24 protein-coding genes are annotated in these 26,240 nt (G+C 50.7%); 11 read left to right on the top strand and 13 right to left on the bottom strand.

Annotated elements, in window-relative coordinates; genetic code table 11:
* Positions 1–3: 3 nt before the first annotated feature.
* From C5610_RS00685 to C5610_RS00675, 3 genes are read right to left on the bottom strand one after another with little or no spacing between them, the layout of a single operon-like run.
* Positions 4–657, bottom strand: coding sequence for a potassium channel family protein (locus C5610_RS00685; protein ID WP_105305419.1), 654 nt, complete (start codon positions 655–657; stop codon positions 4–6).
* A 12-nt stretch (positions 658–669) separates the two neighbouring features.
* Positions 670–1,692: a GGDEF domain-containing protein gene (locus C5610_RS00680; RefSeq protein WP_105305418.1), complete on the bottom strand. Its 1,023-nt coding sequence runs from the start codon at positions 1,690–1,692 to the stop codon at positions 670–672.
* 17 nt (positions 1,693–1,709) lie between these two features.
* Entirely contained in the window at positions 1,710–4,382 is a 2,673-nt protein-coding gene (locus C5610_RS00675) for a M14 metallopeptidase family protein (protein ID WP_262339931.1), read from the bottom strand.
* Positions 4,383–4,482: 100 nt separating this feature from the next.
* Here C5610_RS00675 and C5610_RS00670 point away from each other — a divergent pair, with 100 nt between their 5' ends.
* Positions 4,483–4,845: a DUF4870 domain-containing protein gene (locus C5610_RS00670; protein WP_105305417.1), complete on the top strand. Its 363-nt coding sequence runs from the start codon at positions 4,483–4,485 to the stop codon at positions 4,843–4,845.
* A 45-nt stretch (positions 4,846–4,890) separates the two neighbouring features.
* Here the strand turns inward: C5610_RS00670 and C5610_RS00665 are convergent, their stop codons facing one another.
* Entirely contained in the window at positions 4,891–5,409 is a 519-nt protein-coding gene (locus C5610_RS00665) for a hemerythrin domain-containing protein (protein WP_105305416.1), read from the bottom strand.
* Positions 5,410–5,564: 155 nt separating this feature from the next.
* Between C5610_RS00665 and norR the strand changes: the two genes are divergently transcribed.
* Genes norR through C5610_RS00650 form a run of 3 tightly spaced genes read left to right on the top strand, consistent with a single transcriptional unit; the run spans position 5,565 to position 8,240 of the window.
* Complete coding sequence (gene norR / locus C5610_RS00660) at positions 5,565–7,100, top strand: nitric oxide reductase transcriptional regulator NorR (protein ID WP_105305415.1); 1,536 nt, start codon at positions 5,565–5,567, stop codon at positions 7,098–7,100.
* 2 nt (positions 7,101–7,102) lie between these two features.
* Entirely contained in the window at positions 7,103–7,513 is a 411-nt protein-coding gene (locus C5610_RS00655; protein WP_222843001.1) for a YbaN family protein, read from the top strand.
* Complete coding sequence (locus tag C5610_RS00650; RefSeq protein WP_222843000.1) at positions 7,494–8,240, top strand: HesA/MoeB/ThiF family protein; 747 nt, start codon at positions 7,494–7,496, stop codon at positions 8,238–8,240. The genes C5610_RS00655 and C5610_RS00650 overlap by 20 nt, the downstream gene beginning before the upstream one ends.
* Here the strand turns inward: C5610_RS00650 and C5610_RS00645 are convergent.
* Positions 8,237–9,439, bottom strand: coding sequence for an NnrS family protein (locus C5610_RS00645; protein WP_105305413.1), 1,203 nt, complete (start codon positions 9,437–9,439; stop codon positions 8,237–8,239). The genes C5610_RS00650 and C5610_RS00645 overlap by 4 nt on opposite strands.
* 304 nt (positions 9,440–9,743) lie before the next feature.
* On the opposite strand from C5610_RS00645, the gene C5610_RS13780 reads away from it, so the two are divergent.
* On the top strand, positions 9,744–12,005 hold the full coding sequence (locus C5610_RS13780; protein ID WP_316042259.1) for an MFS transporter: 2,262 nt from the start codon (positions 9,744–9,746) through the stop codon (positions 12,003–12,005).
* Positions 12,005–12,412 carry a hypothetical protein gene (locus C5610_RS13775; protein ID WP_316042258.1) on the top strand — a complete coding sequence of 136 codons (408 nt, stop codon included), beginning with the start codon at positions 12,005–12,007 and terminating at the stop codon, positions 12,410–12,412. Before C5610_RS13780 ends, C5610_RS13775 begins: the two co-directional genes overlap by 1 nt.
* 68 nt (positions 12,413–12,480) lie before the next feature.
* Here C5610_RS13775 and mog read toward each other — a convergent pair whose 3' ends face one another.
* Genes mog through C5610_RS00625 form a run of 3 tightly spaced genes read right to left on the bottom strand, consistent with a single transcriptional unit; the run spans position 12,481 to position 14,906 of the window.
* A complete protein-coding gene (gene mog / locus C5610_RS00635) occupies positions 12,481–13,011 on the bottom strand; it encodes a molybdopterin adenylyltransferase (protein ID WP_105305412.1) in 531 nt (176 codons plus the stop codon).
* Positions 13,012–13,034: 23 nt separating this feature from the next.
* Positions 13,035–13,910 carry a U32 family peptidase gene (locus tag C5610_RS00630; protein WP_105305411.1) on the bottom strand — a complete coding sequence of 292 codons (876 nt, stop codon included), beginning with the start codon at positions 13,908–13,910 and terminating at the stop codon, positions 13,035–13,037.
* A gap of 3 nt (positions 13,911–13,913) precedes the next feature.
* Entirely contained in the window at positions 13,914–14,906 is a 993-nt protein-coding gene (locus C5610_RS00625; protein WP_105305410.1) for a peptidase U32 family protein, read from the bottom strand.
* Between the two features lie 110 nt (positions 14,907–15,016).
* On the opposite strand from C5610_RS00625, the gene C5610_RS00620 reads away from it, so the two are divergent.
* Both C5610_RS00620 and hemN read left to right on the top strand, forming a co-directional pair.
* On the top strand, positions 15,017–15,514 hold the full coding sequence (locus C5610_RS00620; protein ID WP_105305409.1) for an SCP2 domain-containing protein: 498 nt from the start codon (positions 15,017–15,019) through the stop codon (positions 15,512–15,514).
* Between the two features lie 34 nt (positions 15,515–15,548).
* The gene (gene hemN, locus C5610_RS00615; protein WP_105305408.1) at positions 15,549–16,910 is read left to right on the top strand and encodes an oxygen-independent coproporphyrinogen III oxidase; all 1,362 of its coding nucleotides are present in this window, start codon (positions 15,549–15,551) and stop codon (positions 16,908–16,910) included.
* 408 nt (positions 16,911–17,318) lie between these two features.
* Here hemN and nhaD read toward each other — a convergent pair whose 3' ends face one another.
* The 4 genes from nhaD to nrdG form a co-directional block, all read right to left on the bottom strand.
* Positions 17,319–18,746 carry a sodium:proton antiporter NhaD gene (gene nhaD / locus C5610_RS00610; protein ID WP_105305407.1) on the bottom strand — a complete coding sequence of 476 codons (1,428 nt, stop codon included), beginning with the start codon at positions 18,744–18,746 and terminating at the stop codon, positions 17,319–17,321.
* Positions 18,747–18,774: 28 nt separating this feature from the next.
* Positions 18,775–19,179 (bottom strand): ribonucleotide reductase subunit alpha, encoded by a 405-nt coding sequence (locus tag C5610_RS00605; RefSeq protein WP_105305406.1) that lies wholly within the window; start codon positions 19,177–19,179, stop codon positions 18,775–18,777.
* Positions 19,180–19,286: 107 nt separating this feature from the next.
* Positions 19,287–21,125, bottom strand: coding sequence for an anaerobic ribonucleoside-triphosphate reductase (nrdD, locus tag C5610_RS00600; RefSeq protein ID WP_105305405.1), 1,839 nt, complete (start codon positions 21,123–21,125; stop codon positions 19,287–19,289).
* 11 nt (positions 21,126–21,136) lie between these two features.
* Entirely contained in the window at positions 21,137–21,595 is a 459-nt protein-coding gene (nrdG, locus tag C5610_RS00595) for an anaerobic ribonucleoside-triphosphate reductase activating protein (protein ID WP_105305404.1), read from the bottom strand.
* A 316-nt stretch (positions 21,596–21,911) separates the two neighbouring features.
* Here nrdG and C5610_RS00590 point away from each other — a divergent pair, with 316 nt between their 5' ends.
* Genes C5610_RS00590 through C5610_RS00580 form a run of 3 tightly spaced genes read left to right on the top strand, consistent with a single transcriptional unit; the run spans position 21,912 to position 25,594 of the window.
* Positions 21,912–24,152 carry a nitric-oxide reductase large subunit gene (locus tag C5610_RS00590; RefSeq protein ID WP_105305403.1) on the top strand — a complete coding sequence of 747 codons (2,241 nt, stop codon included), beginning with the start codon at positions 21,912–21,914 and terminating at the stop codon, positions 24,150–24,152.
* A 60-nt stretch (positions 24,153–24,212) separates the two neighbouring features.
* On the top strand, positions 24,213–25,322 hold the full coding sequence (locus tag C5610_RS00585) for a methyl-accepting chemotaxis protein (RefSeq protein ID WP_105305402.1): 1,110 nt from the start codon (positions 24,213–24,215) through the stop codon (positions 25,320–25,322).
* Positions 25,319–25,594, top strand: a complete 276-nt coding sequence (locus C5610_RS00580; RefSeq protein WP_105305401.1) for a hypothetical protein — start codon at positions 25,319–25,321, stop codon at positions 25,592–25,594. The genes C5610_RS00585 and C5610_RS00580 overlap by 4 nt, the downstream gene beginning before the upstream one ends.
* On the opposite strand, the gene tmpT is transcribed toward C5610_RS00580, so the two are convergent.
* Complete coding sequence (gene tmpT / locus C5610_RS00575; RefSeq protein WP_105305400.1) at positions 25,591–26,229, bottom strand: thiopurine S-methyltransferase; 639 nt, start codon at positions 26,227–26,229, stop codon at positions 25,591–25,593. The genes C5610_RS00580 and tmpT overlap by 4 nt on opposite strands.
* Positions 26,230–26,240: the final 11 nt, after the last annotated feature.

Here is a 26,240-nt window from a genome sequence, read left to right as displayed (position 1 = left end):
CGGTTATTTCAACTTGGGCGCCATTGATTTCAGTGCTTTCAGACTACCCGCAATCACCAGGGTTTCATTGCCCTGCAGTGTCACCGACGTAGAAGGATTAGCGGTTACTTCGTCTCTGCGTTTCAGCAGCAATAGGTGAAAGTGCTCAAGCTCATCCGGTAAGATGTCTTCAATGGTTTTGCCATCCAATTCTGAACTCACGTCAATTTCGACACAATACCAGTTATGGCCAAGCGACATATACTCGTTAACCATGGGGTAATTCAGTGCCTGCGCCACCCGGATGCCCATTTCCTCTTCCGGATGAATGATGCGGGTTACGCCGAGCTTGGACAAAATCTGGTGATGCTCTTTTGATGTCGCTTTTGCCCAGATTTCTTTCACCCCAATACTTTTAAGGTGCAAGACGCATAAAAGGCTGGCCTGCAAATCCTCGCCAATCGCGACCAGCACAACATCACATTCTTCCAGGCTGAGTTCGCGTAGGGCGCGCTCATCCGTCACATCGGCAATCGCTGCGTGCGTTAAATGATCCGCTATGGCATCAACACTCTTCTCATCCGAATCCACACCAATTACGTCATGGCCAAGATCCAGCAACTCCAATGCGGTTCTGGCACCAAATCGACCCAGACCAACAATCCCAAACTGTGCCATATTACCCCTCTCTTAATCGTTAACGACCTGATTACGCCCCGATTCCTTTGCCTGATACAGACATTTATCCGCCCGTTCAAGCCAGTCGGTCCAGTGTTCCCCCGTACGTAACTGGGCCACACCCGCTGACAACGTCATCTTCGGGCTTGCACCTTTTAGCTTAAACTCGTTCGCGGCAAAGCGCAGGCGTAGCTGTTCAGCGGCTTTGGCCGCACCACCAGCATCCGTTTCCGGCATCAAAATGAGAAACTCTTCGCCACCCACCCGATACACACTGTCACTCAACCGCACCGACTGGCGGATCAACTTAGCCGCCTGTACTAACAAACGGTCACCTTGTAAATGCCCATATTTATCATTAATCGGTTTAAACCAGTCAATATCGCAAATGACCACTGAAACCGGTTGCTGATTGCGTTTGTACAATGCAAGAACCTGGTCGAGCCGGCTGTTGAGGCTTTTACGGTTATAGACTCCGGTTAGGGTGTCGGTGGTTGCCAAACGGGTAAAGCTGCGCTGCATTGTTTCCAGCAAAAACAGCAAGGTCAGTGTCAACACTAACACCGCAGCCAGTGACAGCGAGCCGCGCCAGGCAATATCAAGCGGCATCGCAACCACCGCCGCAATGACCATAAGCACAAAGAAAGTAAAGGCAGAAACAACGGCCCATTTTCGACGCAGTAAAAACACAATCGAAGCCATCACCGGAAACGACCAGACAAAGCCATTAATGCCGTTGATGAAGGTCGAGTAACTGGCTGCCAGTGCGAGCATGGAAACAAAAGCCAGTAATTGCCTTTGCTTCAGATTTTGGTGGCGCGAAATCAACGCCAGACTTAACGAGTAAACACAAAACGCGGCGAGCCAGGCAGTCATCAACCAGTGCCCCGCTACCCCCTGAACAATCGCCAGCGGAGCCACGACCACGGCCGCGCCCCACTGGGTATAATTCGCTACCTTCCGAGTAAAGCCAGAAACCACATCCTCTGTGGTGTTCTGAGCTTTGGCTTGGTATTTTTTCTGCGTAATCTCCATCTACGCATCTCCGTCCATTAGCGGGTGGTCGCCGGCGCCAGGAACAAGGCGTTCATCAGTGCCATATTCAAACCGTCCATATAAGCTCGATAGGTCGGTTCCTGAGTGAAGCTGATCACCATGCCTTCACCCATCGGTTGCCAGATTAACAGAGGCTTGTAAGGGAGTTGTTGTTGCGTCTCATCCCATAAAAAGCCGCTGGCGATTAACGCTTCTTTGTCGGCAAACCAGGCAATATTGCGGCCATGATTGATATCAATCGGAGCCAAAATGGTATTACCATTAAACAAGCTGACTAAACGTTGTTTTAAACCGGCGGCTAAAAAGTGGTCCTTATCAACGTCGGCATTCACCAATGCTCCGGATACCCAGTCAGGGTTTACGCCATGAGCCTGAATCTCAGTCATCAACTGCGCTTTTGAGGTGATTTCCGTGCCGTCAACGCGCGTTTCTTCCGCAGGCTTTTCAACCCCCTCTTTTGGGATAGCCCGTTCAACTTTGGTGTTTAACAGACCAGCTTCAGCGGCCCAGCCGGAAGCATTTCCCAAGGTCACTAACACACCACCGTCGGCCACCCAGCGTTTGAACGCCGCCACCGTTTCCGCATTAAAGACGCGGTCATAACCGGCACTTGCCGGTAAAATAAAGACATCAAAGCCAGCTAGATCGCCGCCGCGCAAGTCATCGGTGCGAATCGCCGTCACCGGATAATTCATTTGCCGCTCAATCACATACCGCGTGTGGCCGGCATTGTACTGGCTGACAGGTTCATCCCACGCCATACCAATGTTGGGCGCAAACAAGCCATGCACATTACCCGAGCCAAAGTTTGGTCCTTCGGTGATCCAACTGGTATCCACTCCCTGAATCGTTGCGCCGGTTTGTTCAGCCAGCTGTGCCAGTACCGTTGGCAGTTCCACATCAGGGTTATCAGCATGGGTAATCACCAGTGAGCCGCTTGGGTACTTGCCGGCCTGCTCGTGAGTAAAAGCTAACTCGCTTTGTTTTAGTTGCAGCCCTTGCCGCAGTGCCGCGGTCACCAAACGACCGGCGTTCATGTCACCCCAACGTACCAGATAACCAACCTCAGCATCGGCATTCAGTAGTTGTCCGGGGGCGATACGACCTTCGCTAACGGCAACGCTGTCGACGCGTGGCACATCGTCACAACCGTCCACATCAACATTGAACATTAACGGCAACGACCAACCGGTTACATCATAAATCTGATCCGGTAAGTTATTATTGCGTCGTTGTTCCTGTTCCTCAATGAAGTCCCTAGCCATATCGACCTGTTCATCCATCAAGGTACTGATCATACGGTAGGCCGGCTGTGCTTTATCGATGATATAACTTCCAGCAGGGTAATCGGTTCCGCACACGCGAAAGTTTTCCTGCGCCTGCTGCACGTCAGCGCCTTGTTCAACCAACAACGACGCCAGTTTTCGCGCCGCCGCAGGGTCATCATCAGCGGCCACAATTAATGCTCGTTGTTCGTCATCTTCACCCGCTTTTATCGCGCTAAGCCGGTAATTCCAAAACTTTTCTAACAGTGCCTGACGACGCTCTGAGACCGTTTCTATGGTCGAAAGTGACGCAACAAAGTGCTGCTGAACACCATCGGCGTAGGTCAGAATAGAGCCGTCTTTACGCTCAAAGCGGTGGCCTCGTGCCGAGGCCATTTCATAGGTCATCGCCACGGAGCCGTGGTACAACGGCCAGCTTGCGCCATAGCCTGGGTAGAAAGCATCAAAAATCTCGCGGGTAAAGTAATCAAAGCCCTTCTTATCAAACCACGAGGCATTGTTTTTACCAATCCAGTTCAAGGTTTCCCGTTGCTGTTCGGTTATCAGTGGGTTATAAGGCCGTGCTTCAGGGGTAAAATAGTAGGTCGAATCGCCACCCATCTCGTGCAAGTCAACGAAAACCAATGGGTAATACTTCAGCAGAGCATCGACTTGCCCTTTAATTTCTGGTTGCGTCAACGCGATCCAGTCGCGGTTCATATCAAACAAGTAGTGGTTGGTGCGGCCACTGGGCCAGGGTTCATTGTGTTCAGCACTGCGGCGATCCGCCGAGTGCTCGAGTCCTGCCGTCATGTAATAGCGCTGTACAAAGCGCGCGCGGCCATCCGGGTTTTGCAACGGATCGATGAAGACCACCGTGTTTTGTAACCAGTCCTTGGTTTGTGGACGTTGATCATTGAGCAGATGATAAGCCGTCATCATCGCCGCCTCCGGAGAGGAGATCTCATTGCCGTGCACGCCGTAGGATAACCAAATGCTGGCTGGGGTTTCAGCGATCAGTCGTTGCGCCTCTTGCTGGCTGGTTTTACGGGGGTCCGCTAAACGCTGCATATTGCCAACGAAGTTATCAAAGTTGGCCATATTCTCCGCACTTGAGATAACGGCGTAGTAGAGCGTACGCCCTTCCCAGCTTTTGCCGTAATCCAGTAGTTTCACCTGATCGGGGAACGCCGCCGCCAACGCCTCGAAATACCGGCTCATGGCCTCCGGAGAGGTTATTTTCGTACCGATTGAGTAGCCTAAAACCTCCTCGACAGATGCTTTTCCGTTGCTATAGTTTGCTTCGGGCAGCATGGACGCTGCGCCACTTAACTGATCCGAGGCTACTGCCGCGCTTGCGGCCGCAACGCTGAGTGTGAGGAACAACTTTTTCATTACGCTCATGTACTAACCTGTTTTTATCATTTTTGGTTCTACCTAATGTAAAAGCAGATTAGCACGTTGTGAAGCTGTTAAGAATTTTTTTAAAGGGAGAAAGGAATCAATGGACGATACAATTAGCCGCATCACGGATGAACAAACAAATTACGCAATGTTGATGCATTTATCACAATTCGCGACTTTTATCATACCCTTTATTGGTTGGCTCGCGCCAATTGTGATGTGGTTTTTAAAACGCGATAACGACTTTATTGACCGCCATGGCAAGTTTATTTTTAACTGGATGCTCAGCCTGGGCCTATATGGGATTGGTATTCTGCTGAGTTTTTTGGTGATGCCGATACTGAGTCTGGTGGCCGTACTGTTGTTTGCACTGTTTTCCATTGTGATGATAGTGCTGGCCGCGGTTCAAGCGAAGCAAGGTATGCTGAAACCTTACCTACTAAGCATTCCTTTCTTTAAATAGCGACAAAAGGCTACCGACTCGGTAGCCTTTTTTTCAACCCAGGCATTACTGGCAGGAGCCGCAACAAAAATCTTTGCCGTGTGTTGGTGTACTTTCGCGCTCGACGAAAAGCACGGTATTTTCTAATTCAATGTGCTGGTTAAGATCGTCGACCAACTCGCCAAGTCCGCGGTATAAAGCTTGCCAACTACCACAGGCACCCTCTGGTAAGGTTAAATTATTGGTCAGAGCGCTGATCTTGTTAATGTCCTGCTCGTGCTGAACATGCTCTTCTTCCATCACTGAAATCGGGCCGCTGGGATAAATATCGCGCGCCAGCATCGGAAATAAAATTTGTTCCTCCTTCATCATGTGGCTTTCCAGCTCATGAAGCATATTATCCAGGTGCTCAGCCAGGCCGTGCGGAGCCTCATCATGGTCGCCGTGCACTTCTTCGATTTTCAGCGCCAGTTGCTTTAATTCAGGCAACTGTTGGCGATGCACCTGATGGAAACGTTCAACGATAAATTCAATCAATTCGCGATTTGATTTTCCTGACCACTCACTGACAATGCTTGCTGTCATATTAACCTCTTATAGTCATCTAAAAACGGACAGCAATGACGTTTGCACAATTCAGGCCAACTTCTACCCCCTTGTGGATATTGAGGTTGCAGGCCAGCACGGTATGATTCACCCAGTGAATAAGGGTACATTTAACCGATAGTGTAAAAATAACCATGCTGCAACAAAGCCTTTTAGCGGATCTTGTCACCGATGTACCGGCGGCGGTGCGCCTGCAAAATTTGGTGAAAACCTTGCGCCAGCACTTTCATTGTGGCGCCGTTGTCCTGTTAAAACGCGACAGCGATGCGCTAAAGCCGGTTGCCATGCATGGGTTGGTTGATGAAGCCTTGGGACGTCGCTTTGTCATCGCGCAACATCCACGTCTTGCCACCCTGCTGTCATCGCGTAATCCAGTGCTGTTTGAGCCAAGCACCAGCCTTCCTGATCCCTATGACGGGCTATTGGCAGAACAACCGGGGGATGCATTACCCGTGCACGATTGTATGGGCATCAGTTTATACGTTGAAGGTCAATGTTGGGGCGTGCTCACGCTGGATGCATTACAGCCGGGTACCTTTAATGATCAATCCACGGTTGAGCTACAGCGTTTTAGCCTGATTGTCGAGGCAGCCATTCGCGTTGGTTCTCTGGAGCAACAGGTTAGAGCGCTACGCCAGAACCAACCACTGTCATCACCGGAAGCAAGCGTTTCAACCCGTACCGACTCGGAAATCATTGGTAACAGCCCGGCATTACAACAAATTTTGGCAGAGCTGCATGCGGTCGCTAAAGCCGATTTACCGGTCTTGCTATTGGGCGAGACCGGCGTTGGTAAAGAGTTGTTTGCCCGCGAGCTGCATCGCCACTCAACGCGTGCGGATAAACCAATGATTTACGTTAACTGTGCCGCTTTACCTGAATCGTTAGCTGAGTCCGAATTATTTGGTCATAGTAAAGGCGCATTCTCCGGTGCCAGCAGCGAACGCGGTGGACGCTTTGAGGCGGCTCACGGTGGCACATTATTTCTCGATGAAGTTGGCGAGCTACCGCTGTCGATTCAAGCCAAATTACTGCGGGTTTTGCAGAATGGCGAGGTGCAGCGGCTGGGCTCCGATAAGCCGCGCCAAGTCGATGTTCGCATTGTTGCCGCAACCAACCGTAATTTAAAGCAACAAGTGCGGGACGAGCAATTTCGCGCCGACCTTTATCACCGCTTATCGGTCTACCCTATTCCCATACCACCTCTGCGGGAACGCGAGGACGATATTTTGTTGCTCGCTGGTCATTTTCTCGAGTTAAACCGGAGTCGTCTGGGGTTGCGTGCGCTGCGCCTATCGTCCACGGCCGAATTGGCACTGAAGCAATATCGCTGGCCGGGCAACATCCGAGAACTCGAGCATGTCATTAGCCGCGCTGCCATCAAACTGTTGAGCGTTGGGGTTGATCACAACAGCATTGCGACCATCGATGATGATACGCTGGACTTGACCATGCCGTCGGTAGCCGCCACGCAAAGGCGGGATCTGCAGGATACCGTGCTGGCGGCCAATGAAGACATCAGCTTGCGTGACGCCGTAGAGTTTACGCAGAAACAAATGATCCGTCAGGCGCTGACATTGGAAGATGGCAACTGGAGTCGAGCCGCGAAGCGTTTAGGTGTAGACTCAAGCAACCTTCATAAACTTGCGAGTCGCTTGGGAATCAAATAGTCATGCAGTGGATGACCACAGTATTCTGGCGTTGTCTGGCGCTCAGTTTTGTCGCGCTGGGCTTTATCGGGTTGCTATTACCTGTAATGCCAACGGTACCTTTTTTAATCGTCGCCTTATGGGCAGCCAGCAAAGGCTGGCCGTCACTGGAGCGAAAACTCCTCGAACACCCCAAATACGGTGCCGACATTCGTGCCTGGCGCGAAACCCGCAGCGTCCGTCGTAGCGCCAAGTGGGCGGCTATCCTGATGATGACCGGTGGCTACATTATTCTGTGGTTTATCCAGTGGCCGCCGGTATGGCTTAAAATCACGGTTGGTGTCATTTTGGTCAGCGTCGGCAGTTGGCTGTGGACCCGTCCCGACCTTGTTGAAACGATAAAGGGCAACGATCATGAAAACACTGACGCATGAGCAAATGCTTCGTTATAACCGCCACATTGTTCTGCCTGCTATCGACATGGAAGGTCAGGAACGACTACTGAACAGTCAGGTGGTTGTGATTGGTGCCGGCGGCTTGGGTTGCGCGGTATTACCGTACCTCGTCAGTGCTGGCGTTGGCAGCGTTACCATCATTGATGCTGATACTATCGAGCGAAGCAATCTGCAGCGTCAGCCGCTATACCGCGAACAAGACGTTGGTGGCAGCAAGGCCGAAACCGCTCAACAGCAGTTGCAACAACTCAACAGTGAAACACAACTGCGCGCGATTCATGGTTGGGCCGATGCCGACACACTGGCGTCACTCGAACAGCCCATTGATCTGATCATCGATTGTTGCGATAACCTGACCACCCGCAATCTGGTCAATGAGTTTTGTGTTAAGCACAGCATACCGCTGGTTTCCGGCTCTGCCATCCGCTTTGAAGGGCAACTTGCGGCGTTTTCTATGCAGCCCGGCGACCCCTGTTATCAGTGTTTTAGTCGGCTGTTTGGTGAGCAAAGTCTAAGCTGCACGGAGTCCGGCGTAGCTTCTCCTCTGGTTGGCGTAGTCGGCAGTATGCAGGCACTGGAAGCGCTGAAGATCTTAACAGGGGCCGGTAAGCCCCTGTTTGGTCAGCTATTAATGTTTGACGGCTTAAACGCAGAGTGGCAACGCTTTAAACTCAGCCCGTTTCCAAACTGCCCGGCTTGTGGTTAACCTGGGTTGCCATCAGCCCGCGGGGTTAAAAAGATACGCACGTAAACCATTACAAAAATCAGCAATGCGGCGGTCCAGGCGTAGCTGCTGATTAACAGCCAGTCGGTTGTCCACTGCGGCCATACACTGACGCCCAGAACACGAGTTAACCCGGCAATCACCATCAACGCAAATGCCAGCGACATGATCGGTTTTGGCTGTAACGGCCTACCACTGTGGCCTAGCGACACGCGCGCCATCATCGCTAAAATCATGTTACCCATCGCTCCGGCAGTGAGTGCATGCATGGCGGTACTGCGAGTGATTTCGGCTCCCCAGTAATGCGCAGCCAGTAATGCCAACCCAAGCGGGATAAACCAATAGGCAATGTGCAAAGACCAAAGTAACGGTACGCGGAAGGTTAACCAGATTTTCCAACGCAACACGCGAACAAAGTGCGCCAGCGCAGCAACGGCAAAAAGTGCCCCGAGCCAAAGGTCCGGAATGTACAAGGTGAGATTAAAAAAGTGCACCGCAAACAGCAGCCACAGCAGCCCAATGGACAAGCTTTCCAACCAGCCAATCGGCAATACTTTTTTGGTCATGGTGCCATTGGCTGTAAACATCGGCATCACCCGGCCGCCGATGATGGCCATCAACAGCGTAACCAAGAACACACCGTTATAAGCGCCCAGGGTTTGCCACTCGTATTGCTTAAATTGATAGCCAACGTGCATCAACGCGCTGGACACCGCCAACAACAAAAGAATGGGAATAAAAAACAGATTGCGCGTTTGGTTCACTTTCAATACCAACCGTGCGAACAAAATGGCCGCGACCGGTAGTAGCGCAACATCAACGCTCATGACCAGCCACCAGGGTAACCCTTCGCCAAACAACATCAGCAACCGCCCGGCACTCCACAGCAACGCGAGAATACCCAGTGTTGCGCCATGTGTTGCACGCATACCGGTCCAGTTCTGAACCGCTGTTAATAAGAACCCCAATACAATGGCTACGACAAAGCCGTAAATCATTTCATGACTGTGCCAGAACAGGATGTTGCCGTACACCGGCAGCTCTAGCGTCCCACTCAGCGCTAACCCCCACAATAGAATGGCGATGGCACTGAAAATAGAGCCGAATAAAAACATCGGCCGGTAAGCCTGGCGCAGAATGGGTGCCATTGCCATTTCTTTATCTAGCTGTGTAACTTGCATGATCCTGTCCTCTTGGCTCAATTAGCATTATCATACATTTTTAATGCACATTAAAACCACCCTTTATTGCTGAAAATAGTGTAGTACCCCAAAGATTATCGAAACCCCGGCTGACCTAACCCAACTACCCAAAAAGTGATAACAACGCGCGTAAACTGGCCTTTTTCAAAGCTTCTGTCTTTACCCACAATAGGTAGTTAAACAGCCGTCAAATAAAGCTCTATAGCCTTGATTATAAAGTAATTTATTTAAAAACCCCGTAAAGTAAGTGGTATCGATAACAGGGCTTATTAGGAGGTTTTTAATGAACCAGTCCGTATCAACATCGCCCGGCCAACGCAATTACGCATTGTTGCTCTCAACGCTTGCGTTTACCTTGTGTTTTGCCGTCTGGACGATTTTTTCCATCATCGGTATACAGATTAAGGACGATTTTAATCTTACCGATACTCAACTCGGTTTGTTGATGGCAACGCCGGTATTAACCGGTTCCATCAGTCGGATGTTTCTCGGCATTTGGACCGACCGCTTCGGTGGCAAAAAGGTGTTTGCCATCTTAATGTTGCTGACATCGGCCTGTGTCTATTTACTGACCTTTGCCGACAGCTACATCATGTTGCTGGTTGCCGCACTTGGGGTTGGTCTTGCCGGCGGCTCTTTTATTGTGGGTGTTACCTACACCGCTGCCTGGTTTGATGACGCTAAAGAGAAGCAAGGTACCGCGCTGGGTATTTTTGGCGCCGGTAATGTCGGCTCAGCGGTGACTAACTTTGGTGCGCCCTTTTTGCTGATCGCACTCGGTTGGCAGGGTACTGCACAAATTTACGCGACAGTGCTTGCCATCGCCGGCATCACGTTCTTCGTACTCGCCAAAGAAGATCCGCTGAAAAATGCCCGTCAGGAGAAACAACAGCAAGGCTTCTGGGAACAGTTGTCACCGCTGGGAGATCTGCGGGTCTGGCGCTTTTCCTTGTATTATTTCTTTGTTTTCGGCGCGTTCGTTGCGCTTGCGCTGTGGCTTCCGCATTATCTTATCGGCGTTTATCATCTGGATGTAAAAACCGCCGGTATGATTGCCGCGATGTATACCATTCCGGCCTCACTGTTTCGTATTCTTGGCGGCTGGATGTCCGACAAATACGGCGCCCGTCGGGTCATGTACTGGACCTTTATCGCGTCCGTAATTTGTACCTTCCTGTTAAGCTATCCAAGCACACAGTACGCCGTTCAGGGGGTTGATCAAGTCTACAACTTTCACTTAGAAGTGACCTTAGTTGGCTTTGTCTTCCTGACGTTTGTGCTGGGCTTTTTCATGTCGCTGGGTAAAGCAGCGGTGTTCAAGCACATTCCCGTTTACTACCCGAAAAGCGTCGGCGCGGTTGGTGGCGTGGTTGGTATGATCGGTGGTTTAGGCGGCTTCTTATTACCGCTTACCTTCGGTATGCTGAATGACGTTATCGGCGTTTGGCAAAGCAGTTTCATGCTGTTGTTTGTCATTGCCGCGGGGGCGTTAGCCTGGATGCACTTTGCCATTCTTAAAGCAGAGCGCGTTGAATACCGTGAAGATCGTGAAGAGCGGGATCTGCCGGAATTGTCTACCCCGAACTCAATGGTGCTGGATGACTGGCGTCCGGAAGACGAAACCTTCTGGAAAGAAAAAGGCAAACGTATTGCTACCCGGAACCTGTGGATTTCCATCCCGAACTTATTCCTGGCGTTCGCGGTCTGGACCATCTGGAGTATTCTGGTGGTTAAAATGCCCGCGCTGGGCTTCCCGTACAGCCAAAACGAGTTATTCTGGTTAGCCGCATTGCCAGCGTTGTCCGGTGCTACCCTGAGGATTTTCTACAGCTTCATGGTGCCAATCTTCGGCGGCAGACGCTGGACCGCCATATCCACTGCCTCACTGCTGATTCCATGCGTGTGGATTGGCTTTGCCGTACAAAATACCGATACGCCATACATGATCATGCTGATCCTGGCACTACTGTGTGGTTTTGGCGGCGGTAACTTCTCCTCCAGCATGTCAAACATCAGCTTCTTCTATCCACAGAAGGAAAAAGGCGGCGCTCTGGGGATGAACGCCGGCCTTGGTAACCTGGGTGTTTCCGGTATGCAACTACTGGCGCCGTTAGTTATCGCAGCCAGTGTATTTGGAGGCATTGAAGGTGATCCACTGGTGGTACAACAAGGCGCGAATGCCGGTCAGGAAATCTGGCTGCAAAATGCTGCCTTCCTGTGGGTGCCATTGATTGTGATCGCCTCTGTAGCCGCCTGGTTTGGCATGAACGACATCTCGTCAGCCAAGGCGTCATTCAGCGACCAAGCGGTTATTTTTAAACGCAGCCATAACTGGATCATGTGCATCCTGTATCTCGGCACCTTTGGTAGCTTCATCGGTTTCGCCGCGGGCTTCCCACTGCTGTCCGGGATGCTGTTCCCTGAAGTCGATCCTACCGCCTATGCCTTCCTCGGGCCGCTGGTTGGCGCCCTTGCCCGACCTGCCGGGGGATCATCGCTGATAAGCTGGGCGGCGCCCGGGTTACCTTCTGGAACTTCTTGTTAATGATTGTCGGTGTCCTTGGCGTCATCTACTTCCTGCCAATTGCGGGTACAGAAGGCAATTTCTGGGGCTTCTTCGCGGCGTTTATGTTGCTGTTTATCGCAACCGGTATCGGTAATGGCTCAACGTTCCGTATGGTACCGGTCATCTTCTTAAACCAACGCAAACGTGAACTCGGCGATACCGACCAGGCCATTAAGGAAGGCAACAAAGAGTCCGCTGCAGTCATTGGCTTTATTTCAGCATTTGCTGCCTACGGTGGTTTCTTTATTCCGAAAGCGTACGGTACGTCCATCAGCTTAACCGGTGGCGTTTCCGCGGCTTTAGTGAGCTTTATCATCTTTTACGCAGTCTGTGCTGTAATAACTTGGTGGTTCTACTCTCGCAAAAATGCACCAGATCCTTGTTAAGGATCTGGCAATAAAAAAGCCCGGTCACTTCAAATTAAAGTGACCGGGCTTTTTTGATTTACGTTAAACTACTTCTTCGGTCGGAACGGCTTTATTACCGACTCGTCACAGGTTAAGTACGGGCCTTCCATTAAGTCAATGCAGTAAGGCACTGCCGGAAACACGGCGTCTAAGCACTGACGAATGGCTTTCGGTTTACCCGGTAAGTTGATGATCAATGACGAACCCCGCAAGCCGGCCGTTTGGCGCGATAAAATAGCCGTCGGTACGTATTTTAACGACTCCTGACGCATTAACTCTCCAAAGCCCGGCATCATCCGGTCGCAAACGGCTTCGGTGGCTTCCGGTGTGACATCGCGCTTAGCCGGACCGGTTCCGCCGGTGGTTACCACCAAACAGCAGCGTTGCTCGTCAACAAGCTCCCGCAAAGTAGCTTCTATCAGCGCCTGCTCATCTTCTATGACTCGATAAACCGGTTCCCAGGAGGACGTCAAATACGCTGTCAGCGTTTCCTGTATTGCCGGTCCGGACAGATCTTCATATTGACCGCGGCTGGCGCGGTCGCTGACGGTTACAATTCCGATACGTGCTGCTTCCATAATTCCTCAATCGTTATTCCACGTTAGCTGGCCTTTACCATACCAGCCAGTTGCAACCAGTAGCCATTACTCTCTTTATCACTCAGCTTCAGCGGCTGGCTGCCATCCATATTTGCTCTGAAACGTTCAATCCAGTCGAAGGTGCCCTCGGGCTGTGGACTGATGCGAACGCGGTCAACCAATCCCTGCATTGACGGCAATTGATTGATCAAATTGTAACGTGTACCAGACTGCGTTTGTATGCCGTTCAGCACGAAAACCTGTTTGCCGTCCTGGCTCTTTACCGTGCGCCCCTGTGGGTATTTAATGCAGCAAAGTTCACACTGATCTTTGGGTCGGTTTTCTGAGCGCGCTGTAAAACAGCGTCCTGACCAGGCCAACGGCATATGACCCAAGGCAAACACTTCGGTCTGAAACAGATTTCGTACCGAGCTGACCTGTGGCTGTTTCAAAATGTCACTCAGCCATTGCTGAGACAACTCATAGGGTGTCACCCAATGATTCATGCCCATATCCACAAAGCGGCGCAGTGCCTCATGGTTATAGATATTGACTGCAGAACCAACAGTGAAGTTAACCCCATGCTCGCGCAAGTATGGGATCGCACCGACGTCATTGGCTTCAACCTCGAACTCTCCGTTGTTGCAATATTTTGCCATTTGCGCCAGCTCCGCCGGCGCTTCAAGTAAGGTCATGGTCGACAGACATACCTGTTTACCGGCCTCACGAAGTTCATGGGCAATGGTTAGATAGTCATCCAGGTTCAGTTCACGGCGTTTACTGCAGACGGTTTCGCCCAGGTACACCCGGTCGACATCAGATTCAGCCACCTGCCGGTAAAAGGCTTTTACTTTGGCTTTTGGCCAAAAATATAAAATCGGTCCTAATGCAATTTGCATAATTTACTTCCACTTTCGGTGATAGGCGCCTAACGTCGTTTGGCTGCCTTCAGATAGCGATGACAATACGCGGTCCCACTCGTGCTCTACTTCAAACTGTTCCGGGTTTTGCATGACCCGGTCAATCGCCTGCCGCCATACCTTGGTAATTTGTGCGACATAAGCCGGACTGCGTTGTCGCCCTTCGATTTTTAGCGACGCAATGCCCTCTTTGTGAAGTTGCGGTAGCAGGCTCAAGGTGTTTAAGCTGGTCGGTTCTTCGAGCACATTGTAGAGTTCATCATCGACCTGGAAACGCCCTTTACACAGGGTCGGATAGCCAGCATTTTCGCCTTCGCCAAAACGGTCAATCACCACACCGTTTAAACGCGACTCCAGCCGGCTACCCTGATGCTCCCATTCAACATAAGCCGCCGGAGAGCAGGCGCCAGCGGTGTTTGGCGATTCTCCGGTCATGTAAGAACTCAAATAGCAACGGCCCTCGGCCATAATGCAGAGACTGCCAAACGCAAAGACTTCCAACTCGATATCGGTGGTTCGCGCTAACGCCCGCACTTGCTGCATCGATAATACGCGCGGTAATACCACCCGGCTGATACCGTACTGACGATAGAATTCAATGGCTCCCGCATTGGTGGCTGACGCCTGAACACTTAAGTGCCGCTCAATCCGTGGATAGCGCTCAGCGGCATAGCCCAATACCGCAATATCTGAAATGATCAGTACATCGGCACCGGCGGCTACCGCCCCGTCTACCGCATCCCGCCACTTTGTCCAATTATTGGCGTGGGCAAAGGTATTAATGGCAACGTGCAGTTTCTTGCCGTGCCGGTGAACATAGTCGGCAGCTTCCGCCAGCTTAAGCGCATTTAAGTTCAGCCCCGCGAAATGGCGGGCATTGGTTTCATCTTTTAAGCCGACGTAAACCGCGTCCGCGCCGTTTTCAATCGCCGCTTTTAATGCGGGAATACTGCCTGCAGGACATAATAATTCCATAACGGCCTCGAGTTTTTGTTCAGTTTTTTATTTAGGTTAATAAAAGCGAATTTCACGTGATCTATTATAAAGACACATTCCAAATATTTATTTAAAAGAGTGAGATAATAATGGATACCAACAAAGGGGTAGCGCGCGCGTTTCAAGGGTTTGCTATGGCCCATCAATTCATCCCTGCCAGCCTTAAATTAAAACCGATTGAGTTGCTGTTAAATCGACTTTTTGCGACCGAAATCGACGCCGATGAACTTGATTTTTTGAGGGACAAATCCGTCGCTATTGAGGTATTGGATGTATCCCTGTCGTTCTCTGTGAGCCTAGTCAACAAACGTCTTCGCGTGCGTTCAGAAGCGGCTTCGGCCGATGCACGGATGAGCGCCAACAGCACCGATTTCTTGTTATTAATTCATAATAAGGTGGATCCCGACACACTGTTCTTTCGGCGTCAGCTACGCGTCGAAGGTAATACGGAACTGGGACTATCCCTTAAAAATTTCCTTGACACTATTGAGGTAGATCAAAAGCTGCCGCAGCCGTTATTCCGCCTCGGTGATAAACTGGCGTCCTATTTACAGCAAAGAAAAGATGAAATAATAGTCTCATCGTAAAACCAGTTGCTTTGACAAGAGTCAAGAGGTCGTTATGTCAGTCATTCAGTGGGATAAAAAGTTAATCGATAAGTACAACATTAACGGCCCTCGCTACACCTCCTATCCGACCGCATTGATGCTGTCCGATCAGTTCGATCGGGGACGCATTGACCACGCGTTGCAAGCGGCCGGAGACGAGTTGTGCCTGTACCTTCATTTGCCGTTTTGCCACAAGCTTTGTTACTACTGTGGTTGCAATAAAGTGATTACGCGGCACCAGCATAAAGCCGATAAATACCTCGACTATTTAGCCAAAGAGATGGCGATGTATCAGCCTTTGGTCGCCGACAAACGGATTCGTCAAATCCATCTTGGCGGCGGCACGCCAACCTTTTTGACGGAACAACAATTGACTCGCTTGATGGCGCTTGTTCACCAGCATTTTCGTTTTGTCGATAATGCCGAAGTCAGCATCGAAATCGATCCACGCAGTTGCAGTGACGAAAAACTACGTCACCTGCGCACGTTGGGCTTTAACCGCGTTAGTTATGGGGTGCAGGATTTCGATACGAAAGTACAAATTGCCATTAACCGGGTACAGGATGTCGACCTGATCCGTCATCAGCTCAAATTGAGCAAAGCGTTGGGTTTTGAATCGATTAATCTGGATCTTATCTACGGTTTGCCTTATCAACAGCCGGAAACATTTAAAAAGTCCATTGAGCAGGTCATCGAGATGGATCCCGATCGTATTTCGGTATTCAGTTATGCCCATTTACCACAACGGTTTGCTGGTCAGCGGAAAATCCCTGAGGAGTCAATTCCGCGCCCCTCAGTGAAGTTGAGCTTACTGGAACAGGCGATTACCCAGCTTAGTGAAGCCGGCTATCAGTTTATTGGTATGGATCACTTTGCCAAAGCCGATGATGGCTTGGCAATTGCGCAGCGAGAGGGTCGTTTACAACGTAATTTCCAGGGCTACACAACCGACGGTCAGGATGCCTTGCTGGGGCTTGGTGTTTCGTCCATCAGTCAGGTAAACGGCGTGCTATGGCAGCACGAGAAAGAGCTACCGGCCTATTACAAAATGATTGATAGTGGTCAGCGCCCGATTATCAAAGGCATGGCGCTTAACGATGAGGATAAGCTGCGGGCTGCGCTGATTTCACAAGTGATTTGTCACTTCGAATTAGATATTGAAGCGTTTAAAGCACAATGGCAGCTCGACGACTTCTGGGCGCACTTTGCCGAAGCCATTCCGCTATTAAAACCATTTATTGAGGACGGCCTGGTCGACGTTTCGGACAAAAAACTCCGTGTTACCGATTTAGGCCGACTGTGGGTCCGCAGCATCTGCGCCTGCTTCGACGAATACCTCGACCACGGTCAGAACCGCTACTCGAAGGTGGTTTAGGCTCGCTTTGCTCGCGGTGTAGGGCTGCGCCGGTTTAGGCTCGCTTTGCTCGCGGCGTAGGGCTGCGCCGGTTTAGGCTCGCTTTGCTCGCGGCGTAGGGCTGCGCCGGTTTGGGCTTCGCGATACACCATGAGCATAGCGAATCTAAACCGCGAACGCAGTGAGCCCAAACCGCGAGCGCAGTGAGCCCAAACCGCGAACGCAGCGAGCCCAAACCGCGAACGCAGTGAGCCCAGACCGCGAGCGCAGTGAGCCCAAACCGCGAACGCAGTGAGCCCAGACCGCGAGCGCAGTGAGCCCAAACCGCGAACGCAGCGAGCCCAAACCGCGAACGCAGTGAGCCCAAACCGCGAGTGCAGCGAGCCCAGACCGCGAAAGCAGCGAGCCCAAACCGCGAGCGCAGCGAGCTTAAAAAACGCTCTTATTCAGCCACAGATGCAACAGGATACTCGCGATATACCCCAACGCGATAACCGGCGTCCACTTTAAGTGTGAGGCGAAGGTGTAATAGCCACGGGCCTGTCCCATCAGCGCGACACCCGCTGCCGAGCCAATAGACAGCAGACTACCACCGGTACCGGCGGTCAGGGTGATAAGTAACCATTGACCATGTGACATCTCGGGTTCCATCGACAGTACCGCGAACATCACCGGGATGTTATCAATCACCGCTGATACGATGCCCAGAATACTGTTCGCCATAGTATGGCTAAAGTCACCGTATAAGGTTTCTGACAGCATGCTCAGATACCCCATAAAGCCGAGGCCACCGACGCAAAGCACAATACCGTAGAAGAACAATAAGGTATCCCATTCTGCCCGTGATACCCGGCTAAAGACATCAAAAGGCACAATGCCGCCGAGTTGTTCTAACCGTTTCTGGTCGCCGGCACGTTCGGCCATTGCGCGTTTGCGTGCTAACGAGCCAGGTAAGGTCATGCGCAAGAAGTAGCCAAAGAACTGCAAATAGCCCAGTCCCATCATCATGCCAAGAACCGGTGGCAGATGCAGCCAGATATGGCAAGTAACCGCCGTGGCTACGGTGAGCAGAAATAAAAAGGTAATGCGCAGCGCACCACGTTTTAATTCGACCTCTGTATGCAGAGTGCTTGGGTATTTGTTTTCGATAAACACACTCATGATCAGTGCTGGGATCAAGTAGTTTGCTACCGATGGCAGGAATAATCTCAGAAACTCCGTAAAGGTGACCTGACCAGCCTGCCAAACCATCAACGTCGTGATGTCACCGAATGGACTGAACGCTCCACCGGCATTGGCTGCGATAACGATGCTGGTGCAACACAACGCAACAAACTTCTTATCACCTTCGGCAACTTTCATGACCACCGCACACATGAGCAATGCCGTAGTCAGGTTATCGGCGATCGGCGAAATAAAGAATGCCAATATGCCCGTTATCCAGAACAGTTTTCGGTAACTGAAGCCCTTCTTTAGCAACCAGGCTCGTAACGCATCAAATAGACGGCGTTCTTCCATCGCATTAATGTAGGTCATTGCCACTAACAGGAATAACATCAGTTCGGCAAATTCCAGCAAGTTATGCCGAAACGCTTCCTCGGCGAGCGGGGCTTTATCGCCGGTGTAAACAAATCCTATCAATATCCATATGATACCGGCAGCAACCAGCACCGGCTTGGATTTGCGCATATGGAGTTTTTCTTCCCCCATGACCAGGATGTAGGCGAGGATAAAGATAACGATGGCAGCAAAGCCAATATTCGTCGAGGTGAGATCGATACGGTCAGCAGGGGATCCTGCTGCCAGTACTGATACCGAAAAGAACAACGTGATAACGGTAAGCAGTAGTTTTGTCATAGCGCTGGTCAGGCGCAGGCTGTAGACACTACATAACCTGCACCAACTCTCCCTGTTTGTTAATGGTTAAAAAGTGCTTGATCATGCCGGCTTGTATTTGTTGCACCATCATCTCTAATGGCTGAGTCGCTTCATCACTGGATGCAGGGTGACCGCCACGCCCGTCCATGGCACTGACAAAAGCGATATCCCAGTCAATATCCGTGCGCTTTGACTCTTCAACCAAGGTCTCGAACGACTCGACTTCCTCGGGGAGCTTATCAACACACAAAACGGGCTCCAGATTACCGCCGGCTTGTTGCTCAAACTGTGATTTTTGTGCATCCGTCGGCTGATCCGGCAGTTGTGCCTTTGCCAGCACAAACAACAAACGCTGTGGCTCGGGTTGCTGTTTGGCCATTTGAATAAAATCTTGGTAGCTTGTGATGTCCATAGGCTCACCTGTTGGTTATAAATTCGCGCGGATAGTAGCACAAGCCAAAGCACAATATGTTAATAAAAAGAGGGACATAATGTCCCTCTTTAGTGGTAGTCCCGCAATTAGCTCGCCTGTCGCATGCCTTCGTTGGCTTGTGCAGCACCTACGGCAACTTCAGCCGGTTGCTTACGGTGGTAATGCCGCAACGCGTGTTCCTGACGACGTCCGGAGCTAAAGGCTGATACTCGCTTTAGGTATCCGATGACCCGGGTACCGTAGTCGATATCCGGAGATCCACAATCCGGGCAGTGCGCTAAGGTACGCTTATCAATGTGTTCACAGCGGTTACAGATCGTAATTTTTACGTTAATGCAGAAGTAATTACAGCCGGTTTTTGCGGCCAAATTGATCAACGATAGGTAACCATCCGTGGTCAGCTTTTCATCCAGGTTCAAGTGCAGTGCCGAGCCGCCGTCGAGGTAGTCAATTAACTCCTTGCCGTGCAGAATAAATTTATCCAGGGCGTTGGTTTGCTCGTCTTCAACCACATAAAAATAGGAGTTATAACAGTCGCGTGTCACCTGATAACCGTCTGCTTTGTCCCATTTTGAATTTTTCACACCAAGGTTTTCAGCCGGCACAAACTCGGTGTTAAACAGATAGCCATAGGTCAGTTTCGCCTGTTTGTTGGCATCATAAATGACCTTCAAATGCTGCTGAACAAAACGTTTATAGGCGTCGTTGTTACCCACCGTAATGCCCTGCGATTCGGCAGCTTCCGCCATACCGTTAATGCCAATCGTTAAGAACTGTTTATCGAGACTGATGAAGCCCGCATCATAAACGGTAAGTAACCCTGCACCTTTGTATTCTTCCATCATTGCCCGGTATGCAACCTGATATTTATGAATTTTCTGTACTTCGGTTTCCAGATCGCGGCCATCCTGAACCAGACGATTCATGTTGATGGTAATGACATTGATCGACCCGGTCGCGACACCTCCGGCACCCAGGGTGTAGGAAAACGTGTTATCACTGATTTCATTCCGCAAACGGCAACACGATGCCAGTGAGTCTGCGTTATCTGACAAGTAAATAAAGAATGAGCTGCCCTGCGAAAGTTCCGCTGCCATTTTTTTAGCAAACGTCTGGTCTTTACACTGGCCATTGTCCGTTAACATTGCCACGGTCACGACCGGGAACGTCAGAATGGTTTTCTCGCGTTCCTTGTTAAACCAGTCGAGGAAAAAGTCCTGCAATGCACTAACCGACTCCCACTGTGGCTTGGTAAAGTCGGCAGGAAACACAAAATCGCCAAACATCGATTCAAAATAATGCTTATCGTAAATGGAAATATTCCAGAATACGCTTTGATACCCTCGTGCTGCGGCGGGTTGATTCAGAGCATAAACCACATGCTGAAGATGATTAGCAATTTCGTGGCGATGTGTGGCTAAGTAGTTGTCGCCGTAATCTTTGCGGGCAAAATAGTCAAAATAGGTAAGAAACTCGACCGTCGCAACGGCACCGGCAAACTGCGAGCTGACCGCGAACACAAAGTTCACGAAGGTACCGCAAAAGGATTCCAGATGCTTCGGCGCCTGCGATTCGCCCCCGAGCTTAGTGAGTCCGTCACGCAAAAATGGGTACATGGTGACCGAAACACAATAGGGTTTTAGGCTGGTTTCATCGTGCACGTAGATTTCATGATCTTCAATTTGACGAACGTACTCTCTGGCCAGGTCTTCATCGAATAACTCAGCAATCTTATTACTGACCTGTTTGCGGTTAACCTGGACAAAAAAGTCCTTCATTAATTCGGCTTCCAAGGTGGCAATGTTCTTTTGCGTGACATTGGCGTTGGCGTCCATCTTTGAACCGTCAGCCGCATTCTGGGCGTGCAGGTAGTCGTTAATAAAATTAACTTTGCCGGTGACTTGCTGTTCGGTTAAGCGCAACATAATTATTCTCCTTATTGAAACGCAACATTCAGCACTTGCTGGTTGCGCAAATCATAAAACTTCTGATTTGTTGTAGGGCTGTCGAGCCCGCCGAGTTCTTTCACCCAGGGGCCGGTTTTTAGAAAATCCAGGTGCTCACGCAGTTGAATGGACACGTTGTCATAGCCCGTATACAAGCAGGTTTTTATTCCCCGACGGCGAGCCAGCTTCAGACACGCCTTCAGCATCTCAGGCCGCCATTCTCCGCCCATAAACGCCAAACAGGTAATAAACCCCTGGTAACGATTAAGTTGCTGCGCCAGATAATCCAGGGTTAACTCCAGACCGGAACCGACGGCCCAGGTATCGGCACTGTGGCAGCCTTTACACCCAACAGGGCAGCCGGTCATGGTATAAGCCAAAGACACCTCGCCAGGGACTTCCTGAAAGACCACTTCCTCGCTACAGTAACGAAACAACGCATCGCGCATAAAACACCATATATAGTTATTAAACTTCTTATTAGCACTAGATATTGTGTTTAAGGCTAATCTGTTTTTGGGCTTTTGCGTTGATCAGTGTCAACGATTCATGAGGCTATTGCTTACTGTTTGAATTCCCTGAGTTTTCTTAGAGAGGGTTAATTTAACCCTGTCGGTAAAATAAACCCCAACCAGTATGGTAGGAATCACCTAGACTCATAAAAATTAGTTTTATTTCATAAGGTTAACTATTGGCCTGTTAATTGCTCTAGAGAAGTGCACACATTTTTAGCGCTACAACAAAAGCAATTAAAGGAGGTCGTGAATGGCCGGGTATCGTAAGTTATGGTGGATACTCATTTGTATCCTCGCTATTACCTTTGGCATTTTGGGGTACTTTGGTAAAGAAGTTTATCGTGAGGCTCCCCCTATCCCTGATCAGTTTGTTACCCCGCAAGGCAAGATTATCGCCACGGAGGATAGTATTCTGGACGGGCAAACCGCATGGCAGTCTGTGGGCGGCATGCAGTTGGGCTCTATTTGGGGCCACGGCGCGTATCAGGCGCCCGACTGGACAGCCGATTGGTTGCATCGCGAGTTGATCGCCTGGTTAGAAATTCGCGCGCAGGAAGTCTTCAATCAACCCTATGACTCTCTGACAGGCGCTCAGCAAAACCAGCTGCAGTATGAACTGAAGCAAGAGTATCGTACCAATACTTACGATAAAGACAGCAACCGCGTGATCTTGAGTGATCGCCGGGTACAAGCCATTGAGCAGACCGCAGATTATTATTCACGCCTGTTCAGCGATGACCCTGAGCTTCGCCCTACCCGTGTCAGCTACGCGATGAAGGAAAACACGTTACCTTCGGCAGAACGCCGCGCGGTAATGACCGATTTCTTCTTTTGGACCGCATGGGCAGCCGCAACCGAACGCCCGGATGCAGACGTTACCTACACCAACAACTGGCCTCATGAGCAGTTAATCGACAACGTTCCGAGCGCAGAGAACATCATCTGGTCGATCGTCAGTGTGATTTTGCTGATTGCTGGTGTTGGCGGATTGATTTGGGGCTGGGCATTCCTGCGTAATCACGACGAGGACGACCCCGCCGCACCCAAAGAAGACCCGTTAACCAAGATTAAACTGACGCCATCGCAAAAAGCCTTAGGTAAATACTTATTTATCGTTGTCGCACTGTTCTCACTGCAAGTATTACTGGGTGGCTTTACCGCGCACTATACGGTTGAAGGCCAGGAGTTTTATGGCATCGACGTATCACAGTGGTTCCCGTATTCATTGGTCAGAACCTGGCACATTCAAGCCGCGCTGTTCTGGATCGCGACGGGATTCCTGGCGGCAGGTTTATTTTTGGCCCCCATCATTAACGGTGGCAAAGATCCGAAATACCAGAAACTGGGCGTCGACATCTTATTCTGGGCATTAGTGCTGGTGGTCGCCGGTACCTTTATCGGTAACTATCTTGCCATCGCACAGATCATGCCTGAGCATTTGAACTTCTGGCTCGGCCACCAAGGTTATGAATACGTCGATCTGGGACGTCTATGGCAGATTGGTAAATTCCTTGGCATCGTCTTCTGGCTGGTACTGATGATGCGCGGCGTTGCCGGTGCGTTCAAGGTAAAAGGCGATAAGAACCTATTGGCGTTATTCACCGCTTCCGTGGTTGCCATCGGGCTGTTCTACGGCGCTGGTTTCTTCTACGGTGAACGTACCCATATTTCTATCATGGAATACTGGCGCTGGTGGATTGTCCACCTGTGGGTAGAAGGATTCTTTGAAGTTTTCGCCACCGCCGCACTCGCGTTCATCTTCCACAATATGGGGCTGGTATCACGCCGTATGGCGACCGTGGCTTCACTGGCTTCAGCATCGCTGTTCATGCTTGGTGGCGTTCCCGGTACCTTCCACCACTTGTACTTCTCTGGCACCACCACGCCGGTCATGGCCGTTGGTGCGACGTTCTCAGCGCTGGAAGTGGTACCGTTGATTGTGCTGGGCTGGGAAGCCTGGGAAAACTACAGCCTGCAGAAAAAAGCCGACTGGATGCAACGCCTCAAATGGCCACTCATGTGCTTCGTCGCGGTTGCCTTCTGGAATATGCTCGGCGCCGGTGTGCTTGGTTTCATGATCAACCCACCGATCTCGCTCTATTACGTCCAAGGCCTGAACACCACGCCAACCCACGCGCACGCAGCGCTGTTCGGGGTCTACGGCTTCCTGGCACTGGGCTTTGTGCTACTGGTACTGCGCTACATTCGTCCAACTCTTCAGTTTGACGACAAGCTCATGAAAATGGCGTTCTGGACCATGAACATCGGCTTGTGCCTGATGCTCTTCACCAGTTTGTTGCCGGTTGGCTTCATTCAGTTCTACGCCGCCGCGACCGAAGGTCTCTGGTATGCACGTAGCGAAGCCTTCATGCAACAACCGCTACTGCAAGGCCTGCGTTGGTTCCGTACCGTTGGCGATATGATCTTCATCGTCGGTGCGCTAGCCATCAGCTGGCAAGTGGTTAAAGGCTTGAAGCACAAGTCCGCTTAACCTCATACGGCCGGGTTTCCGCCCTCCGCGGAAACCCGCTTATGCACTTTAGGAGGAGCCATGCAGTTAATCGAAAAGTTGGGTTACGTAAACCGCCTACAATGTTCCAGCAAACAACAGGATTTAACCCAGCGTATCGCTCAGCTTGAGTCAGACAACCAACAGCTGAGATCTGAACTTGAGTCCGCTAACACCATCGTATCCAGACAGCAGCAAGAACTCGCTGACGTTCACCAGCGATTTGCATTCATCGAAAATTTCACGCAGTCATTAGCCGGCTACCAGAATACCTTTTCGCGGCTAAGTGAATTGTTGCAACGCGAACGCGAAACGCTGCTGACCATTGATCAGAATAATCAGACCGGGGAGTCAACCATGTCTGCTGTGGTAGGCAACCTGAGCGCCATTGTCGATGACATTGAAGCCACCTCAGAAAGCGTTTCTGCATTGAAACATCACACTCAGGAAATTGAAAAAACCAGCGCCGACGTCAGAGGCGTTGCCGAGACCACCAACTTACTGAGTTTGAACGCCAACATCGAAGCGGCACGTGCCGGCGAACATGGTCGCGGCTTTACCGTCGTCGCAAACGAGGTAAGAGCTTTATCACAACGCACCACGGAGCTCACCGACCGCATTAACGACAAAGTCGGACAAATTGTGCTGGGGGTTGATGCAAGTCATAGCCGCAGTATTGAGGCGATGCAAACGACGCGCGACAATATTGCGTCCACAAAGCACTATCTGGCTTCGTTAGCAGAAGAAAATCAGCACATTAAACAGCTGAGCGGCAGCATTTCCAATAGCGCCTTACTGGCTCAAATTGAACTGGCGAATATTGAAGAAATGCAGTTAAGAATGGACGTCTACCGGGTCTATCTCGGCACCCTCGCGGCGGAACAGTGTGATGTGGTCGACTCAAACGCCTGCGGTATTGGCCGGTGGTACTATTCTGAGCTGTTTCGACAACGGTTTAAATCTCATCACAGCTATCAGGCCATCGAAGCCCCGCATGATCAAGTGCATCAATGCGCTCAAGCGGTAGTCGACGCCGTACAAACGAACAATCGCCCGCTTGCACAACAAAAACTCGCTGAAATGGAGCAATACAATCGCGAGGTTAATGAACACATCCAGACGATGTCGGAGAACTTACTGGAGGAGGTATGAGCCGTAAACCAAATACCAAAACAGCCATGTACCAGCTACTGGATACCATTCGCGAACACATTCCATTCGGTTTAAAAGAGGCGGATATGTGCCAGGGCATTTGCCGCGGGTGTTCGAAAAAAATGATGGAAATGCTTGATGCCGAAGTCAGCCAGTGGCAAGCCGATCTCGATAACGACTTGGCTGAACCGACCCTGGCTGACCTGGTGTTTATGGAAAAACTGGCACGCCGCACAAAAAAAATCTTACAGCGTAATCATTTGATGAACTAACTGAGTAGATAAACGTGTTCAGTTACGGGGTTTTCCTCGGTTGAGGTACCGTTGATCACGCCTTCGTCGGACTCCAACTGTTCAATACTGAAGCGCTGGCCAAAACCGGATTCCACCTCACCTTCGGTGACTGAAAACGGTGGCCCCTGCCGAAAACCAACCGGGTATTGCAGTGTAATCAACAACCCCTGCGCTGCGGGCGGTAATTGTTCACTTAACTGCTTAACGTAACGGCTGCGCATTTCCGGCGGCAACGCTATCATGGCGGCACGATCATACCAGACATCAACCTCAGCAAGGTCCTGCGCAGTTAACGCAAAAAAATCACCAACCCAGACCACCAGTTGCCCACACGCGTACTGCTTAAACACGCCTTGCTGAGTGATCTCAGCGGTCAGACCGTTTTCCTCGAACAGTTGAGCGACGGCCAGCTCACTGAGTTCAACGCCAAAAACGCGATAGCCCTGAGCCATCAACCAAATTAGATCGTTGGACTTGCCACATAAGGGGACGAATACCAATGATCCAGGCTTAGCGAAGGTTTTAAAATAGCGACAAAGCATGTCATGCGGCTGCGGACGATGAAAACCTATCTGTTGGTTTTGCCAACGTTCATGCCAAAAGCTGGCTTCCATGTATTACTCCT

Origin of the sequence: Idiomarina sp. OT37-5b (genome assembly GCF_002968395.1) — a bacterium.
In the GTDB taxonomy this organism is placed as follows: domain Bacteria; phylum Pseudomonadota; class Gammaproteobacteria; order Enterobacterales; family Alteromonadaceae; genus Idiomarina; species Idiomarina aquatica.
This window is presented reverse-complemented; position numbering and strand designations above follow the sequence as displayed.

What these genes read in the sequence shown, in the direction of transcription:
- C5610_RS00605 (WP_105305406.1), bottom strand. Translation starts at nt 19,179, where the DNA reads ATGGACATCACAAGCTACCAAGATTTTATTCAAATGGCCAAACAGCAA.
- norR (WP_105305415.1), top strand. Translation starts at nt 5,565, where the DNA reads ATGCTGCAACAAAGCCTTTTAGCGGATCTTGTCACCGATGTACCGGCG.
- C5610_RS00680 (WP_105305418.1), bottom strand. Translation starts at nt 1,692, where the DNA reads ATGGAGATTACGCAGAAAAAATACCAAGCCAAAGCTCAGAACACCACA.
- C5610_RS00650 (WP_222843000.1), top strand. Translation starts at nt 7,494, where the DNA reads ATGAAAACACTGACGCATGAGCAAATGCTTCGTTATAACCGCCACATT.
- C5610_RS00620 (WP_105305409.1), top strand. Translation starts at nt 15,017, where the DNA reads ATGGATACCAACAAAGGGGTAGCGCGCGCGTTTCAAGGGTTTGCTATG.
- C5610_RS00655 (WP_222843001.1), top strand. Translation starts at nt 7,103, where the DNA reads ATGCAGTGGATGACCACAGTATTCTGGCGTTGTCTGGCGCTCAGTTTT.
- C5610_RS00630 (WP_105305411.1), bottom strand. Translation starts at nt 13,910, where the DNA reads ATGCAAATTGCATTAGGACCGATTTTATATTTTTGGCCAAAAGCCAAA.
- C5610_RS00625 (WP_105305410.1), bottom strand. Translation starts at nt 14,906, where the DNA reads ATGGAATTATTATGTCCTGCAGGCAGTATTCCCGCATTAAAAGCGGCG.
- nhaD (WP_105305407.1), bottom strand. Translation starts at nt 18,746, where the DNA reads ATGACAAAACTACTGCTTACCGTTATCACGTTGTTCTTTTCGGTATCA.
- tmpT (WP_105305400.1), bottom strand. Translation starts at nt 26,229, where the DNA reads ATGGAAGCCAGCTTTTGGCATGAACGTTGGCAAAACCAACAGATAGGT.
- nrdD (WP_105305405.1), bottom strand. Translation starts at nt 21,125, where the DNA reads ATGTTGCGCTTAACCGAACAGCAAGTCACCGGCAAAGTTAATTTTATT.
- C5610_RS00665 (WP_105305416.1), bottom strand. Translation starts at nt 5,409, where the DNA reads ATGACAGCAAGCATTGTCAGTGAGTGGTCAGGAAAATCAAATCGCGAA.
- C5610_RS00645 (WP_105305413.1), bottom strand. Translation starts at nt 9,439, where the DNA reads ATGCAAGTTACACAGCTAGATAAAGAAATGGCAATGGCACCCATTCTG.
- C5610_RS00675 (WP_262339931.1), bottom strand. Translation starts at nt 4,382, where the DNA reads ATGAGCGTAATGAAAAAGTTGTTCCTCACACTCAGCGTTGCGGCCGCA.
- C5610_RS13775 (WP_316042258.1), top strand. Translation starts at nt 12,005, where the DNA reads ATGATTGTCGGTGTCCTTGGCGTCATCTACTTCCTGCCAATTGCGGGT.
- mog (WP_105305412.1), bottom strand. Translation starts at nt 13,011, where the DNA reads ATGGAAGCAGCACGTATCGGAATTGTAACCGTCAGCGACCGCGCCAGC.
- C5610_RS00670 (WP_105305417.1), top strand. Translation starts at nt 4,483, where the DNA reads ATGGACGATACAATTAGCCGCATCACGGATGAACAAACAAATTACGCA.
- nrdG (WP_105305404.1), bottom strand. Translation starts at nt 21,595, where the DNA reads ATGCGCGATGCGTTGTTTCGTTACTGTAGCGAGGAAGTGGTCTTTCAG.
- C5610_RS13780 (WP_316042259.1), top strand. Translation starts at nt 9,744, where the DNA reads ATGAACCAGTCCGTATCAACATCGCCCGGCCAACGCAATTACGCATTG.
- C5610_RS00580 (WP_105305401.1), top strand. Translation starts at nt 25,319, where the DNA reads ATGAGCCGTAAACCAAATACCAAAACAGCCATGTACCAGCTACTGGAT.
- C5610_RS00585 (WP_105305402.1), top strand. Translation starts at nt 24,213, where the DNA reads ATGCAGTTAATCGAAAAGTTGGGTTACGTAAACCGCCTACAATGTTCC.
- hemN (WP_105305408.1), top strand. Translation starts at nt 15,549, where the DNA reads ATGTCAGTCATTCAGTGGGATAAAAAGTTAATCGATAAGTACAACATT.
- C5610_RS00590 (WP_105305403.1), top strand. Translation starts at nt 21,912, where the DNA reads ATGGCCGGGTATCGTAAGTTATGGTGGATACTCATTTGTATCCTCGCT.
- C5610_RS00685 (WP_105305419.1), bottom strand. Translation starts at nt 657, where the DNA reads ATGGCACAGTTTGGGATTGTTGGTCTGGGTCGATTTGGTGCCAGAACC.